This is a genomic window from Parabacteroides sp. AF14-59, assembly GCF_003479515.1.
GTDB classification, from domain to species: domain Bacteria; phylum Bacteroidota; class Bacteroidia; order Bacteroidales; family Tannerellaceae; genus Parabacteroides; species Parabacteroides faecis.
The window spans coordinates 165,125-181,689 of sequence record NZ_QUHH01000008.1 but is presented as its reverse complement, the minus strand read 5'-3'; the positions used below and the strand labels follow the sequence as shown (position 1 = coordinate 181,689).

Here is a 16,565-nt window from a genome sequence, read left to right as displayed (position 1 = left end):
CTATACCCGTTATTTTGATGTGCAAAGGTACAAAAAATATTATCATATAGCATGTTCCGCTCATAAAATCAGGATACGTCAGTCATTGATGCCAACCCCGAACTGCGTCTGTTGTTTTTCCACTTCTTTTACTTTCAGCTGATTCAATTCTTTACGCAAACGTTCGTTCTCTCTTTCCAGATCGCTTTTGTTTACAGAACGATCCGTCACGACAAACGACTGTCCGGAGGAAACCAGCTCTTTTTCCGAATAGATTTCCTTTTGATTATTAATCACACTTTCAAACTCCAGAATCCCTTCCAACGGACGGGATTCACCCGGTTTTTCCATAGAGGCAACAATCCGGATTCTACCTGGTTTTACAGTCGATTGTACCAATACCGGGGCACTTCCCCACGTTACCTGAGTCGGATTGGTACCCGTAGAAGCATCCCCCAACAAACGTCCCTCACCCTCTATTTCAAAATGAATACTGGAGTTATTAAGCCGTTTCACCGTCCCACGCTTATCTACAACCTCGGCAATCACAGTTACCACATCTGAACCGTCAGCCTTCAATGCCACCTGTTCATTGTCCAGACGAAGGGCGATATGATCCGCCTGACCAGAAGGAAAACGTTTGTGGCTCACAACCACTTTCCCATCGACCAGCCCCTCTGCCAACATATACGCATCATTCTGTTTACCGGAGCGTGCCATCGCTTTCCACTCCATAAAATGATAAGCATCTTTAAAGATTATAACAGGAGAAGGCATTCCTTTATGATTTGGATCTTTCTCATACTTATATTCTTTCCCGTCTTTGAATATTGTCAAACGGACCTCTTCACAATTGGAATACACGGTCACATCTTTCGGAGAAAACGGTGTGATTTCATGTGCGATATAAATCATCGGACCATTATCTGCTATCAAATCACTTTTTTCAGGAGAACGTTGTGCCATAAACATATAATAAGAGAACTTCGGTTGACGGAACGCATCCATGATACCTCCATAGAAAGGATCGGTATGATAGCCACGCTGATGGTCGAACGAGTGCCAAAAGCAGGCTCCGACTATCTGGGAAGGTTTATTACAGATTGTCTCATAACACAATATCGGATAATTCACTATATAAGAGGGATTTGCATAATGTTGTGCCTGTAAAAGCATAGGGATCTCTCCCCATCCGCGTGCCACACGGCTATCCGAATTCTGGGCGTTCCAGTCATCCACATTATCCCCCCATTCACGGATAAAATAAGTCTTATCCATACGAAGCTGCGACTCTATGGGACGCAACAGCAAAGAATAGTAATGATCGCCAGCTGCACCATCGTCACAAGCGGCAATACTATAAGGATAAGGATATTCCTCCCGGCATATCTTCAATGCCTTTTCAGCAAACTCCTCCGGATAATTCGTTTCATTCAGGATAGGTTCCCAAAAGAACAGCGAGGCATGATTGCGATGTATACGTATCATATTCCGTATATCCGAATAAAGCCGTTCTCCAAAGACAGGTTCTTTACTCCAGAACTGCCAGCCCGGGACTTCTACCAATGCAAACAATCCTAATTCATCGCAGGCATCCATGAAAGCCGGATCGATTACATAGTGTGTCCGGATCACTTTCAGACCGGCATCACGCAACTTTTTAGCATCCCTCCACTGAATAGAGTTTGGTAAAGCATTCCCCAAAACAGCAAAGTCCTGATGGCGGTTCGTCCCCATGATCTTACCGTTATAAGGTTTGCCGTTTATCCATAAGCCTTCCGTCTGTTTAAATTCGATGCTTCTTATGCCTACCCTTTGACGATAACCGTCCAGTACTTTTCCTTTATTGTCTCTGACCATGACATCCAAATCATACAGGTTCGGATGCTCAGGGCTCCATAAAGAAGGAGTGCTGACCTCCATTGCTGTAATAGCATAAGAGGCTGTTCCTTTTTTTACACCTAGTTTCTCTGAAACCCGTTTTACCAATTCACCCGATTTCTTTTTCAATTCGAAAGTGACCATAACAGATTTATCACTTACCGAGTTATTGCGGATATGGGCTTTCAGATTGACTATAGCACTTTTTTCGGAAACTTCCGCGTAAGAGACAAACAACCCTCCTCCAGCTATCTCATCCTCATAGTTGGAGTTTGTAATGAACACATCATTATGCGCAACCAACCAACAATCCCGGTATATTCCCCCAAAATAAGTAAAATCTAACATATTCTGCGATTTCCCAACAGGATAAGAAGGGTCATTACTATTATCAGCTTTTACAGCTATAAGATTTTCTTCATTCCATTTTAACAAATCCGTTACATCTAAAATAATAGGTAAATATCCTCCATAATGCTTTTTAATTAATTTACCGTTTACGTAAATTTCACTTTTACCCATTATCGCTTCAAAATGTAAAAATAACTGCTTCCCCTGTAACCGGGAATCCGGTGTAAAATGTTTACGATACCAGGCTATCCCCTGATAATTCAAGCAACCACTGGCTTCCAAAGGCAAATATTCCAGGCCATGAGGTACAGACACAACTTCCCAACCAGAGTCATCATATTCAACAGAATAAGGGGTCCCTTCAACATCTCCTTTAGTAAATCTCCAAGCCAGATTCATAGAATAAACTTCACGCCCTGTGTTGGGTAATTCATAAAAACCGGCAGTAGAAAAACGGGGTAAATCCAAAGCTAATATACTAATATCCAACACACAAAACATCAATACTAAAAAAATTATTTTCATAAAATACAATGTATTAAAACCAACGTTTCATTCCATAAAAAGTCCCCGGATCTTCATCCAAAAATTCAGATCCGGGGTTATCTCCCTTACATATTAATTAATATTACCAATCTTTATTCTGAACCAGATTTGAATTATTATCTATCGCTTCCTGAGGTACAGGGAAAAGATACATTTTATCATTCCAAAAACGTTCCTCTACGAATTTATTATCCATTGTTTCGCTGATGGCTTTCAGACGAGCTCCATATACTTTTCCGGATTTCACTTCATCAGCTATCTGCCAACGGATAATATCATAGTAACGCAAACCTTCAAAAGCCGTTTCTATACGTCTTTCATGACGAAGTTTTTCCCGTAATGCAGACTGCGAGGCCATTGCAATCTCAGGCATTCCAGCTCTTTGACGAATCTGGTTGATCAACCTCAAAGCTTCTCCCAAATCCTGACCTGATTCGATCAGAGCCTCGGCACGCATCAAAAGGATATCCGCGTAACGTAAGATGGTCATATTTTTAGCTCCACGTGTACGATCAGCATATTCCCCTTGCAGATCCACCCATTTGGTTACTAAAAAACCAGTCATGTGGGTCTCCTTCTTGACATAATCTTTACTGTCCGGATCATCTACACCATAACGTGAAAGCACGTTTCCATCCACTTTCCATTCCCAGTACGGCCACATAATCGTAGCTGCTAAACGAGGGTCACGGAAATCATATTCTCCACGATGTATTTCAGTTTCCACCTCTTTCCGTTGTTGAAAATATTCACAACCCAGAGATTCACACTCTGAAACAGGGTGTCCATTCAAACATTCGTAATCATCCACTAATTCCTGCAAACCCAGCACATGCGACCAACCGGCATAGATAGAGGAAGCCGGAGACAAGTTTCGATTTAATTCGTGTACATACAGAGGAGAACTGTACTGACGTTCAAAAATAACCTCTTTATTACTTGCATCCGCCTGCGGCCGGAACAGTTCGTCATAATTGGAATGCAACTCATATTTACCAGACTTCATCACCTCATTCGTATAAAACAACACCTTTTCATAATTCTTCTCATGCAGATAAATACGGGAAAGGAAAGCATTCACAACCTGTTTATTTACACGACCGCTTTCTGTCACAGAAGTATTCTCAATATTCGGTAATACCCCTTCTTCCAGTTCCGTTAAAATAAAGTTCATTACTTCCTGACGAGACTGGCGTGAAGTTTCACGAGATTCAGATACACTCAGTGTTTTTGTAATCAAAGGTACATCGCCAAAAAAGAAAACCATATCATAATAAACAAAGGCACGGATAAAACGGACCTCCGCATTAAAGCGAAGATATTCATCTTCGGATATCTGACCTTTTGCTTTCTCGATACCTTCCAATATATAATTCAGTTTAGCTATAGAAGCATACTTCCACTCATCTTTTACAGCAGCACTCTGGGTTGTATACGTACCATTACCTATTTCCTTATATTTAGCATCACGATGTGTCGCATTATCACTGAAGCAGTCACGCAATACAACCTCTGTCGGACCATACACATACTGGTAAGCACCTTTTACCATCATTTCTGTCTGGTTCTTATCACTCCACCATTGATCTTCCGATATTTGATCCAGTGGAGGTGTTGTCAGAAAACTGTCGCACGAAGAAAAACCGAGAGCCATCAAAGCTGTACATATATATATTTTTATTGATTTCATTTTTTCTGCTTTTTAAAATTGAACATTCAAACCAAATGAATATGTCCGTGCAAACGGATAAGACACAGACTTCTCTGATTCCGGATCCATTCCCGGCACAAAATCAGAGATCGTGAACAAGTTGTTTGCAGAGAAATAGAGGCGAACCCTGTCAAACCCAACCGTTCTAAGGATTTCACGTGGAATAGTATATCCTATCTGCAAATTTTTCATGCGGAAATATCCGGCATTGATCATCCAGAAGTCGGACTGCTGATAATTATGTGTCCCATCATCCTTATTCAGTATACGCGGATATTTAGCTCCTGTATTTTCCGGACTCCAGTAGTCCAGATGATGTTCAAAAATAGATGAATCGGTAAAGGGTCTCACAAAATTATCCATAATAATCCTGTCTTTCTTACCAATACCCTGAAAGAACATACTCAAATCGAAATTCTTATAATCGAATCCCAGGTTCAGACCATAGAGATAATGTGGATTGGGATCACCCAGCACGACGCGATCGTTGGCATCAATCTTTTTATCTCCATTCTGGTCCTTATAACGCACGTCACCAGCACCTGTATTGGAGTTCTGGAAAGGTGCACTAGCTACTTCTTCATCAGATTGGAACAATCCCATAGACTCATAACCATAAATCGAATTGAATGGTAAGCCAACTTCTGTATATGTCGTAGAACCTTTCCACGGACCAGTCCCGCCTAAGTCAATTACTTCATTCTTATTATCCGATAAATTGGCAGAAACATTATAACCGAAATCACTGATCCGGTCATTCCAGCTTAAAGATAATTCCCATCCTTTATTACGTATCTGACCGACATTTACATTTGGTTTTCCGAAGCCATATTCCAGCGGCACAGGCATTTCCAGTAAAATATCTTTCGTATTCTTGATATAATATTCACCGGTAAAATTCAAACGGCTATTCAGCATCTTCACATCCACACCAAAGTTCAACATATCCGAATGTTCCCAGGTTAGATCCTGATTTCCGATCGTTTTCAAAGAGGCGATCTGCTGATACGAGTTATTCAAGATCAAACCTCCGGTAGATATCAAAGTATAGCTTGGATAAAGACCTAGTCCTGTTGCACTACCGGTTTGTCCCCACGAAGCTCTGATCTTCAGATCATCCAAATAACTACGCGTACCTGCCATGAACGATTCCTGGGATATTCTCCAGGCCGCAGCGACAGAAGGGAAAGTAGACCAGCGGCTACCTTTTGCAAAACGGGAAGAGGCATCCGAACGCATGCTCAATGACAAAATATATTTATTGTCATAATCATAATTGATACGTCCGATAAAAGAGGCCAACGCCCAATGTTCGCCATTACCGTCATTGCTCCAGTTATCTTTCGGTCCCGGATTCAACTCCCAGATAATATCGGTCGGATAACCGGAACGAGCCCCTTTCAGCCAGTCGCTATTTTCACTTTCCTGTTGATAACCAGCCAGAATATCCAGATTATGAATGCCAAAGCTTTTCTTGTAATTCAATAAAGCCTGTAAATTGTAATAAGCATTATAGTCACGACGATCTGAAAAGCTATTTTCACCATTTTCAAAAGTTTCCTGTGTAAAAAAATTCGTATAGAACAGTTTTCGACTTCTGGATTCTTCATTCTTGAAAGTATATTTCACATTGGCTATCCCCGTAAATTTCAAGCCTTCAATAAATTCATAATCAAGCTTAAAAATACCCGAAGCTTCGTGTCTGTTCGTATATTTCTGTCCGCCTTCATAAAGAGGAACCAGCGGATTGGTAAAAAATCCGGCATTATAACCGTACGAACCATCTGTATAATAAGCAACCATTGTGGGGTCTGCAGAAATAAGCTGTTTATAAAGATCTTCCTGATTATTCAGAGCATCCATATCTCTCAACTGATAACGCAGGTCAAAAGAGATACCAAACTTTTTAGTAATACTAATATCCGTACTGGAACGTACATTGAATACATTCTGTTGTGTATTTGGAAAAACTCCGGTCTGGTGATCAACACCCGCACTCACCAGATATTTAACCTTTTCCGTACCACCGGAAGCTTCCAAAGCATGGCGAGTCATTAGACTGTTCTGTATTGCCATATCCAGCCAATTCGTATTTGGATAACGGTTAGGATCCGTGCCGTTGGCAAACAGTGCAATCTCTTCATCCGAATATAAAGGAGCACGGCCCATATTCCGTTCTGCTTCATTCTTAATTCTTGCATATTCGGCAGAACTGATTGATTGTGGCATATACATTGGGGTATTGACCCCAACAGAACCATTATAGCGGAAAGTCGGTTTCCCCATCTTACCTCGTTTGGTTGTAATCAAAAGAACACCATTGGCTGCACGTGAACCGTAAATAGCAGCAGAAGCAGCATCCTTCAAGACATTGATGCTTTCAATATCTTCAGGATTCAGGAAATTGAAGTCTGCGGGCACACCATCAACTAAAACCAAAGGAGCAGATGAATTATCAGATTTCAGGACAGAGGAACCTCTCAACTGCAACGAAGGCGACTCACCAGGTGCTCCTTTAGATGTTACGCTCAACCCAGGAATTTGTCCCTGCAAAGCTTCGCCGACCGTCTGAACCGGACGATTCTGTAACACTTCAGCCCTCACTGTTGATACAGCCGTTGCGATATTCCCTTTACGCTGTGTTCCATAACCGACAACCACTACTTCATCCAGGTTCTGTGCATCCTCTTTCAGCACAATAGACCAGTTCTTCCTGTTTTTTACAGGAATTTGTTGCTCCACATAACCAATATAAGAAAATATCAAAATATCATTTTCTGAAAGAATTTCCAAAGCAAAGTTCCCCTCCATATCCGTGACCGTACCTAAAGTCGATCCTTTAACAAAAACATTGGCACCGATCACCGCCATGCCGGTTTCATCGGTAACAATCCCTTTGACCACTTTTCCATCCTGCTGTAATACATTCGGTCCATGTGCTTGTGCATGTCTTGTCAGCACCACATAACCGTCATCAAAAACATACGATATGCCCGATCCTTCAAAAATACTATTTAAACAATCGGCTACAGTGTTTTCTCCTTTCTTTAAAGAAACAGTTTTACTCGCATCAATCTCCCCCTTATTATAGACAAACATATATCCGGTTTCTTTTTCAACCTGTTTGATAAAGGTCCCGATAGTCATACGAGCATTTGTGATGTTTACTTTTGCCGTCTGCGAATTTACATTCGATGCATAAGATGCAAAAAAACAGATGAACAAGAACAATGTTGAAATTCTCATAATATTAAAAAACTTCTTAAAGTGTTTTCTTTGAAATAATAAGATTGACAAAGCATATTTTTCCATACCTTTGTATAATTAAATGTTTAATACTTTTTCGACTAAGAGTGTTAGATGTATTGCTGACAGGTGCTGGAACACCTGTCAGCTTTTTATATATAAAAAGACTTCTTTTTTCTAAACCATAGGCATATTATTTTTAAGGTTATACATATACTTTTCTGTATTTATAAAATTAGAACCTTCATACAGAAAATACCACTACACGTTGTTTCTATTAAATAGAGTTTAACATATCTATAATTAATCCTTGCTATTGCAAAAGAATCTGATTACGATCATCATCCTTCGTATAGGTAAACGGATATACTATCTGCAACTTTTTCAAAACACTTTCTACCCCATCTCGTTGCCTGAACTTTCCTGTATAACGAAAATTACCAAGCTTCGTGTTTTTCACAATAATTGAAACGTCATAATAAAGTTCCAGTTTCTTTATAATATCTATTAATAGCATGTCATCAAAAATGAACACACCATCTTTCCAGGACATGAAATCGGTATTCTCAAATAAAGAAACTTCCGAAGACTGATCGGATACAACGATTTGTTGTTGCGGACATAGTGCATAACTACGGTTCCGGTCATTCGCACAAAAAACAGAAACGCTTCCTTCCAACAACGAAGCCACAAAATATTTTTCAGAATCATATGCACTCACATTAAACTTCGTTCCGGTCACTTTTATATCCATTTTACTCGTTTTAACGACAAAAGGTTTTTTCGTATCCTTTTCCACTTCAAAAAAAGCTTCTCCATGCAATTCGACTTCCCGCTGTTTTAAACCGAAATGTTCCGGATAGCGTAATTTTGAATTCGCATTTAACCAAACTTCCGTACCATCAGTCAGTAAAACCTTTGCCCGCTGTCCAGCCGGTGTAGAAAATTCCTGGTAACGAACCTGATTATTATTCTCGTCTCCAACATAGGTCGTCAGTAAATAAGTCGATAACACAGAGAAAACCATGATAGCTGCATAACCCGCAATTTTCCGGATATTAGAAAAGATGGTACGTTTTCTACGTAAACTGACAAATGAACTATACTGTACATCAGAAGCCATACGATCTTCTTCCGCCATAGATATAAGCGCTGACAAATTTTGCATATCGGCAGCTTCTTTCCTGTAACAGGAATCCTCTTTCAATCCCCGGAAAAGAGTTTGTTTTTCTTCTGGAGAGATATTCCCCGTCAAATATTTTGATAATAAATCCAACATATTTATTCCTTTATATAAGATTAGAACCTTATCACTGAAAAGCCCACTATAAAACACCCCGGAATAAACATTATTTAACCAAGAATAAAAGTAAAGGAAGATAATCTTTAAGTTCTACACGTAGTTTTTTCAAAGCTGTGACTATTTGATTTTCAACAGTATTTACTGAAATACCGAGTTCTTCCGATATTTCTTTATACTTTAACCCCTCTATGCGGCTTTTAATAAAAATCTCCCGGCAACGTTCCGGTAAAGTATCAAGTGCCCGTTTGACAACTTCCTGCAATTCTGTTTCCGATTGATACGAATAATCCAGCGATTCCAAAGCGTATAGTTTAAAACCCAATTCTTCCTTCATCTGGATATTATATTCTTCTTCTATCAGCTTATGCCGCAAAAAATTCAGACATCTGTTTTTAACAAGAGTAAATAAATAGGTAGTCAGAGTATAAGTAATTTCAAGTTCATCTTTTTTTTCCCAAAGCACCAAAAAGACATCCTGCACTATATTCTCAGCGTCTTCATTTGCCAAAACATAGTTTTTGGCAAAACCAAACATCTTCGGATAGTACAACTTATATATCCTTTCAAAATCACTTTGAATATAATTCATATCTATATACTTATTCCCTTTTAGCAAAAGTAATATATTATTTCAACTTTTAAACAGTCTGATAAAATTAATACTTTTTCATTTATCAAAATGATATTACCATACCATGTATTTCGGATTACTATACCGGAAAAATTGAAATACCCCCGCGACTAATATTTTTTAACGTATCATTTAGATATTCAAAGAGTAACTACTCAGCCCCTCATTATGATCTTTTATCTTGCTGTTTTTAAATGTTTTATTAAGTATCTCAGGGTGTATATCTTCTCTTTTGTCAGATTGACAAAATGATATTTTTAGCTAAAAGGCAATGAGTTTTAATGAAAAAACATACCTGATTATTCGCATATCAATTTGATTATTAGCATCTTTAAGTCATGAAAGATATAGTGTCAGATATCGTAGATATACTTCGCCAGGCATATCGCAATGAGAATATCATGAAGGAAGAGAACGTGGTGTTGAAGGGCGAAAATGAGGCATTACGCATAGAGAATGCGTTGCTAAAAGAACGCCTTGAGCATTACGAGAAGCCTCAATTAGACAGTCAAAACAGTAATATACCTCCTTCTCGGGAGAGCTTAAAAGCGCAAGCGATACGTCGCACCCGCTCCCTGCGGGTTTCATCCGAAAAGAAACCGGGAGGACTAGTGGGGGCATACAGGAAATACTTTGCTCAAGAGCGAAAAGCCCGATGAGGTTCAAACCCACAATCCGATCCATTGTGCTCAATGTGGCAATTCACTGCAAGAGATAGACGGTCTTACATACGAGATACGTCAGAGCATCGATATACCTCTTCCGATAAGGCCTAAAGTAACTGATCATATAGGCATTGAGAAAAGATGCACATGCGGTCATTGCATTCGCGCCGATTTCCCTTTGCATGTAAAACCCGGAGTCAGTTATGGTGTAAACATACACGCATTGGTTGCCTATCTGAGTACGGCACAGCATATACCCTTCAAGCGTTTGGTGGAGGTTTTAAACGACTTTTATGGTTTGCAAATGAGCCAGGGCAGCGTGTCGAATATATTGAATCGCATGCGTAAGCAAGGACTCATCAAGTATAATGAGATAAAGCAGGAAATACAATCTTCGCCTGTAGTGGGTGCAGACGAAACGGGTATGCGTCTGAATAAGAACTTGTATTGGATATGGGTTTTCCAAAATGAATTGTCCACCTTTGTTTTTCCTCATTCATCACGTGGGAAAGCGGCCATTGACAGTGAGTTCTCTGATGGCCTACCTAATAGTCTATTAGTGACCGATTGCCATTCGTCTTATTTCAACATGAAGACTGCCGGTCATCAAATCTGTCTGGCACATTTACTGAGGAAATTAATATATCTAACAGTCTTGGATGAAAAACAAGATTGGTCTGTGCGAATGTTAGCTTTACTAAGAGAAAGCATCCATTTACAGAAGAGCGATAATTATTCAGTGTCAGGTATAGCGGATATAAAGGAACGCTATAAAAAGCTTATGGAAGAAGACATAAGCCACCTGTGGCATGATTTTCGCGAGTTCAGGAATGGACTATCTCCACACGCCGAGCATCTGTTCGTGTTTCTGGAAAACCTTCATGTGCCACCTGACAACAATGCCAGTGAACGCTCGATTCGTCCATTGAAAGTCAAACAGAAAGTCAGTGGTCAGTTCAAATCCGGTGAAGGTGCGAGTGCTTTTTGTGTGCTACATTCCATAATAAATACGGCAAGGAAAAAGAAACAAGACCCCTTTCTGACTCTTATTGACATTGCCAAGAATGTGATCAGTTACCAATCGTAGAAAAACAAACAATCTTAACCGAAGTTTATACCATAGGCATGACACTATTGTGTCATGCCCATATGATATTGCAACAAGGAAAAAGTTACTCACACTCTCTCCGTTATGAATTAGGGGGCTGAATAGTTACGAGAAAAAAAACACGAACAAAGCAAATTGTCAAACCCCCAATATTTGAAAAGATTGTTTTACGGAGCAAAAAGAACAGGAACAACAACCCGAGCCGTATCCACTTTCCAATCCGGACCTTTTTCGATCAGGCGAAGTGCTTCCTTATCCGCCGATGCACACAGGCTGCGTTTGACTTCCAGATTGACAGGGCGGCCTTTGTCATCGATATGAAATTCAACAACGACTATTCCGGTTATTCCTTTACAAATCGAGTCTTGCGGACGAATCAGTTCCTTACGCAAATATTCCTCATAGGCTTTATAACCGATAACGGGTTCCGGCCGGTGTATCGGGGCACGGGCCATAGTTACATCCATCGCTACTTCTTCTTCCGCCACGATCATTTCTGCCACATCGGCATCATCTTCAACAATGGACAAGACTTCGGCTGTCGCAGGAGCAGCGGCCAAAGGTGCCGGCGGAGGTGCTACCTGCCGCATCTTGGCTTCAGGCTTTTTCGCTGCTGCCGGAGCTTTCTTTTGCATCGCTTCCGTTTCTTCCTGTAATTCGCCGGTAGCAGCAGCCCGGGTTATCACCGGTTCAGGAGGAAGTAGCGGTGTAACGGCTTCTTCCTGTATAACCATCGACTGCAACTCTTTCGGCAGGCCAACTTCCCTGTTGAACCAGAAGTAACTGCCAAATCCCAGGCAGATCAACAAGCTGGCTGCAATACTCCATTTTGCAATCAGATCTCTTTGGAAACGAGTACGGCGGGAGATACGGCGACGGATTGCTTCGATACTTTCCACATGGTTGCCCTCCACTGTTTGAAAACCATCCAGTGCATCGGCCAGAAAAGGATCTTTCATCGCCTCTTTTTCCAGACGATGGGCTTCCTTGCCTTTTCGTGAACCTTGTATGTATTGCAACAGATTTTTCATTGCGCCATTCTCTTTTCAATACAACTTTTCAGATTGCGTTTGCCATTCTGAATATAACTTTTTACGCTTTTGAGCTGATATCCGGTCTGCTCTACGATATCGACGTACGACATTTCTTCCATAAAAAAAGACAGGATACAACGTTGCTGCGGTTCGGGCAGCTTCTCCAGACAATGTTTGAGGGCTGCCGTACGGGCATCGTCGCTAGTCTCTTCTTTATCTAATAGATGCAATAAATCGTACGATTCCACAAATTGCCGGTCGAAATCGGTTGCTATCTCGAGATTTTCTTTTCGTAACAGCTGGAAGCAATGGTTCTTTGCCACACTGTAAATCCAGGTTCTGAACTCCCGTATCTCGTAACGCGAAAGTTTCGGCAGCAGGTCTTCAAACAACTGCATGACTGCATCCTGCGCTTTCTCTTCTTCCTGCAAATATTTCAGACACAATCCATAAAGTAACGGAATATAGCGATTATACAGTTCACCGAAATAATCGCTTTTCCCGGTTTCCTTGAATAATTGCAGCAGTTCGCTATCTGAATAGGTCGATATGTTACGTCTGAAAAACAGCAAGTTGTTCTCGTTTTTTTCTACAAATGTAAACTTTAAATTAAAATCTTTCTCAAAAAAGTTCGAAACATTTATGGAATCCGCCTTTATCGCGGCATCTATCAGGTAAAAGCAATTCATTAATCATTAAACAGGATCAGTCATGAAAACGAAAACAACAATCATCAGCTTACTCACGGCATCTATCCTGGCTGCCGGTCTGTTTCTCCTGGTAATAAAGCAGATACCGAAAACAAAGGAAGTAATAAACACAGACAGTACAGTTATCGCGATCTGTCCGGCTAAAGTACCTGTCGAGGAAAAACCGTTAATCTGCACGCCCCCTCCAGTTCCGCATCCGGCGCAGGCTGAAACACAAACACTGAAAAAGACGAAGGCACAGGTAGAGGTTCTCTCTATCGTTGAAGACGCTGCTCCCATCATTGCAGAAGAAGAAATCGTTTGTTGCGAAGCTTTGGTGACCACATCCTCATCCGATTATTACGATCAGGAAATAAACAGAAACGAATATAACCAACTGGCAGAAAACAAATTCAGGAAAGTCAAGAACGAACCGCTTTCCACTTTTTCGATCGATGTCGATGCCGCTTCTTACGGGACGATCCGGCGCTATATCAATGAAGGGCAAAACCCTCCGGCCGATGCGGTCCGCGTAGAAGAATTGATCAACTATTTCTCCTACAGCTATGAACAACCAGTAGGGAAAGATCCGGTAAAAATCACTACCGAAATAGGATCATGTCCCTGGAACAAGGAAAACCAACTGGTCCGTATCGGACTAAAAGCGAAAGAGATTCCTTCTGAAAATCTACCGGCTTCCAATCTGGTTTTCCTCGTTGATGTATCAGGTTCCATGTATGGCCCGGACCGTCTGGGATTGGTAAAGTCATCCCTGAAGCTCCTGATCAATAATCTGCGGGAAGAAGATCGCGTAGCCATCGTGGTGTATGCCGGAGAAGCAGGTGTGGTACTTCCATCTACCTCCGGAAGTAATAAGCAAAAGATCCGCGAAGCACTCGATGAACTGACAGCTGGAGGTTCAACAGCCGGTGGTGCCGGTATTCAACTCGCTTATGATATTGCACGGAAGAATTATATCCGGGAAGGAAACAACCGCGTGATACTCTGTACCGATGGTGATTTCAATGTGGGAGTATCATCTTCCGAAGGATTGGAACGATTAGTCGAAAAAGAACGTAAAAGCGGTGTATTCCTGACTGTTCTGGGTTATGGAATGGGAAATTACAAGGATAACAAGATGCAGGTGCTCGCCGAAAAAGGAAACGGCAATCATGCCTATATCGATAATATTCAGGAAGCAAACAAAACGCTCGTCCATGAGTTTGGAGGTACGATGTATGCCGTAGCCAAAGACGTGAAGTTACAGATTGTTTTCAATCCTGAACAGGTACAGGAATATCGTCTGGTCGGCTACGAAAGCCGCTTATTGAATAACAAGGACTTCAACGACGACACTAAAGATGCCGGTGAAATGGGTGCCGGACATACGGTTACGGCTTTTTACGAAATAAAACCGAACAATGCTCCTCACACCATGCAGTTTGCAGAACCGGAGTTACTGACTATACGCTTGCGTTACAAAGCTCCCTACAGCGATGTCAGTCAACTGATAGAGAATAAACTGAAAGCAAACAGCAGCAACAAGCTTTCCCCTGATTTCTATTTTGCATCGGCTGTCGCCATGTTCGGTCAGATGCTCCGCAACTCCGAATACAAAGGAACAGGGTCATATAATCAGGTGATCTCTCTGGCACAAAGCGGACTGGTAAACGATCGCCAAGGTTACAAACGGGAATTTATCCGCTTGGTTGAAACAATAAACGGACTGACTGCAGCAACGAATGTCTACGCTCATTAAGGACTTTTCTATTTTCGAGGATGCCCCCAATATCTATGAAGCTCTCATGAATATTTACGGCGTCCTCAAAAATATTTATAAGGGCGCCATAAATAAAAAACATAGCTATAAGAACTGAACTACTTTTGTGTATCAGTATACAATTTATCTACGATATTTTTATCTACCTCATTCATTATATCAAATGGTATCTTTGAATCGCAAATCACTTGCCAAAGTTTTACTTTATTGTTTCCTACAACAACTTTCCATGCTGCCGGAAGTTTGTACCGGTTTCTGCCATCATCCGTTACTTCTCCACGATAAGTTCCGCTAGCTATTCCGAAAATAGCCACCTTCTCCTCATCGACAAATACATCAGTCACCTCAATCCTATAATCCGGAAACCATTCAAAATAACCGATCCAGGATCTTTTCATTTCTTCCCTTCCATGAACTTCTGAAGCATAAGCGTCTATAAACAAATGATCATCAGCCATTAATGAATATATTTTATCTATATCATGGATATTTATAGCATCTACAAAAGATAATGCAATTTGTTTTACCATAAAGTATCAGTTTTAAGTTTATAACTTTATATCACTGTGTCATTCCTGAATATAAATATATAAAATTAATCAGAAAAGAGGAATTAATTATCACAAAATAACGAAAGGCTCACAGATTAACAGCTAAGATATACAAAGACGACTTGCAACATTCCGCAATTGCCAGTATCTTTGTGAATTATTTATGAAATAAAATGAGAAGACGCTCAGGTTACAAAGACACAAATCTAAAAAAAGCCCCTCGCGGACGCAAAGTTTCGGTTAAGGAAGAGAATACATTGCTTGCTTTTCTGTTTCAATTGTTGAGCGAACAGAGCAAAAGTTCCGTTAAGGCATTACTTGCCCACGGACAAATCTTGATAAACGGGAAAGTTACTTCCCTGTTCAACGCTCCTTTAGTGCCGGGAGACGAAGTCGAGATCAGTTACGAACGAGGGAAGGTGGAGTTCAGTAACCCCTTGCTGCATATTGTCTGGGAAGATGACGACCTGATCGTTGTCAACAAGAAAAACGGACTCCTGTCTGTTTCCAGCGATCGTGTAAAGGAACGTACTGCCTACCATCTGCTTAGCGATTATGTCAAGAAAAATGATCCGCGAAGCAAGATCTTTGTCCTGCACCGTCTCGACCGTGATACGTCCGGACTGATGATGTTCGCCAAGAACCAGCGCGTGCAAAAAGCTCTGCAATCGAACTGGAACTCGGCAATCACCGAACGCACGTACGTTGCCGTTGTGGAAGGTCGCCCGGAAAAAGACTCCGACCTGATCGTCTCCAACCTGATTGAAAATACGAAAATGCAGGTTTATGTAACAGCCGAAGGCGAAGGAAAAGAAGCGATCACCCGTTATCGCGTGTTGCATAGCAACGGCCATTATTCTTTGCTGGAGCTCGACCTGGAGACAGGCCGCAAAAACCAGATACGTGTCCAGATGGAATCCATCGGACACCCGATCGCCGGCGATTATAAGTACGGCGCAGAAACCGATCCCGCCGGACGGCTGATGCTTCATGCCCGACGGCTCTACTTTATTCATCCGGAGACAGGAGAAGAAATGCGCTTCGAAACACGTATCCCGGATGCTTTCGTGTCATTAGCTAAATAAACACA

General features: G+C 41.1%; 12 protein-coding genes. 4 read left to right on the top strand and 8 right to left on the bottom strand.

All coding sequences use genetic code 11. From position 1 onward, the window contains the following. Positions 1–78: 78 nt before the first annotated feature. From DWW23_RS11290 to DWW23_RS11270, 5 genes are all read right to left on the bottom strand, one after another. Complete coding sequence (locus DWW23_RS11290; protein WP_122353375.1) at positions 79–2,736, bottom strand: sugar-binding domain-containing protein; 2,658 nt, start codon at positions 2,734–2,736, stop codon at positions 79–81. A gap of 103 nt (positions 2,737–2,839) precedes the next feature. Further along, positions 2,840–4,447 carry a RagB/SusD family nutrient uptake outer membrane protein gene (locus tag DWW23_RS11285; protein WP_122353374.1) on the bottom strand — a complete coding sequence of 536 codons (1,608 nt, stop codon included), beginning with the start codon at positions 4,445–4,447 and terminating at the stop codon, positions 2,840–2,842. 12 nt (positions 4,448–4,459) lie between these two features. Beyond that, entirely contained in the window at positions 4,460–7,714 is a 3,255-nt protein-coding gene (locus DWW23_RS11280; protein WP_233564315.1) for a TonB-dependent receptor, read from the bottom strand. A 313-nt stretch (positions 7,715–8,027) separates the two neighbouring features. After that, a complete protein-coding gene (locus tag DWW23_RS11275; RefSeq protein ID WP_122353372.1) occupies positions 8,028–8,993 on the bottom strand; it encodes a FecR family protein in 966 nt (321 codons plus the stop codon). Between the two features lie 70 nt (positions 8,994–9,063). Continuing rightward, complete coding sequence (locus DWW23_RS11270) at positions 9,064–9,606, bottom strand: RNA polymerase sigma-70 factor (RefSeq protein WP_122353371.1); 543 nt, start codon at positions 9,604–9,606, stop codon at positions 9,064–9,066. A 380-nt stretch (positions 9,607–9,986) separates the two neighbouring features. Between DWW23_RS11270 and DWW23_RS11265 the strand changes: the two genes are divergently transcribed. Continuing rightward, positions 9,987–10,307 (top strand): hypothetical protein, encoded by a 321-nt coding sequence (locus DWW23_RS11265; RefSeq protein ID WP_122353370.1) that lies wholly within the window; start codon positions 9,987–9,989, stop codon positions 10,305–10,307. Next, positions 10,282–11,400 carry an IS66 family transposase gene (locus tag DWW23_RS11260; RefSeq protein ID WP_122353369.1) on the top strand — a complete coding sequence of 373 codons (1,119 nt, stop codon included), beginning with the start codon at positions 10,282–10,284 and terminating at the stop codon, positions 11,398–11,400. Before DWW23_RS11265 ends, DWW23_RS11260 begins: the two co-directional genes overlap by 26 nt. 188 nt (positions 11,401–11,588) lie before the next feature. On the opposite strand, the gene DWW23_RS11255 is transcribed toward DWW23_RS11260, so the two are convergent. Both DWW23_RS11255 and DWW23_RS11250 read right to left on the bottom strand, forming a co-directional pair. Next, positions 11,589–12,452, bottom strand: coding sequence for an energy transducer TonB (locus tag DWW23_RS11255; RefSeq protein WP_122353368.1), 864 nt, complete (start codon positions 12,450–12,452; stop codon positions 11,589–11,591). Further along, positions 12,449–13,027 (bottom strand): RNA polymerase sigma factor, encoded by a 579-nt coding sequence (locus DWW23_RS11250; protein WP_122353434.1) that lies wholly within the window; start codon positions 13,025–13,027, stop codon positions 12,449–12,451. Before DWW23_RS11250 ends, DWW23_RS11255 begins: the two co-directional genes overlap by 4 nt. 139 nt (positions 13,028–13,166) lie before the next feature. On the opposite strand from DWW23_RS11250, the gene DWW23_RS11245 reads away from it, so the two are divergent. Next, on the top strand, positions 13,167–14,903 hold the full coding sequence (locus DWW23_RS11245; RefSeq protein WP_122353367.1) for a VWA domain-containing protein: 1,737 nt from the start codon (positions 13,167–13,169) through the stop codon (positions 14,901–14,903). A 119-nt stretch (positions 14,904–15,022) separates the two neighbouring features. On the opposite strand, the gene DWW23_RS11240 is transcribed toward DWW23_RS11245, so the two are convergent. Next, the gene (locus tag DWW23_RS11240) at positions 15,023–15,454 is read right to left on the bottom strand and encodes an ester cyclase (RefSeq protein WP_122353366.1); all 432 of its coding nucleotides are present in this window, start codon (positions 15,452–15,454) and stop codon (positions 15,023–15,025) included. A 194-nt stretch (positions 15,455–15,648) separates the two neighbouring features. Here DWW23_RS11240 and DWW23_RS11235 point away from each other — a divergent pair, with 194 nt between their 5' ends. Beyond that, positions 15,649–16,560 (top strand): RluA family pseudouridine synthase, encoded by a 912-nt coding sequence (locus tag DWW23_RS11235; protein ID WP_122353365.1) that lies wholly within the window; start codon positions 15,649–15,651, stop codon positions 16,558–16,560. Positions 16,561–16,565 lie beyond the last annotated feature (5 nt).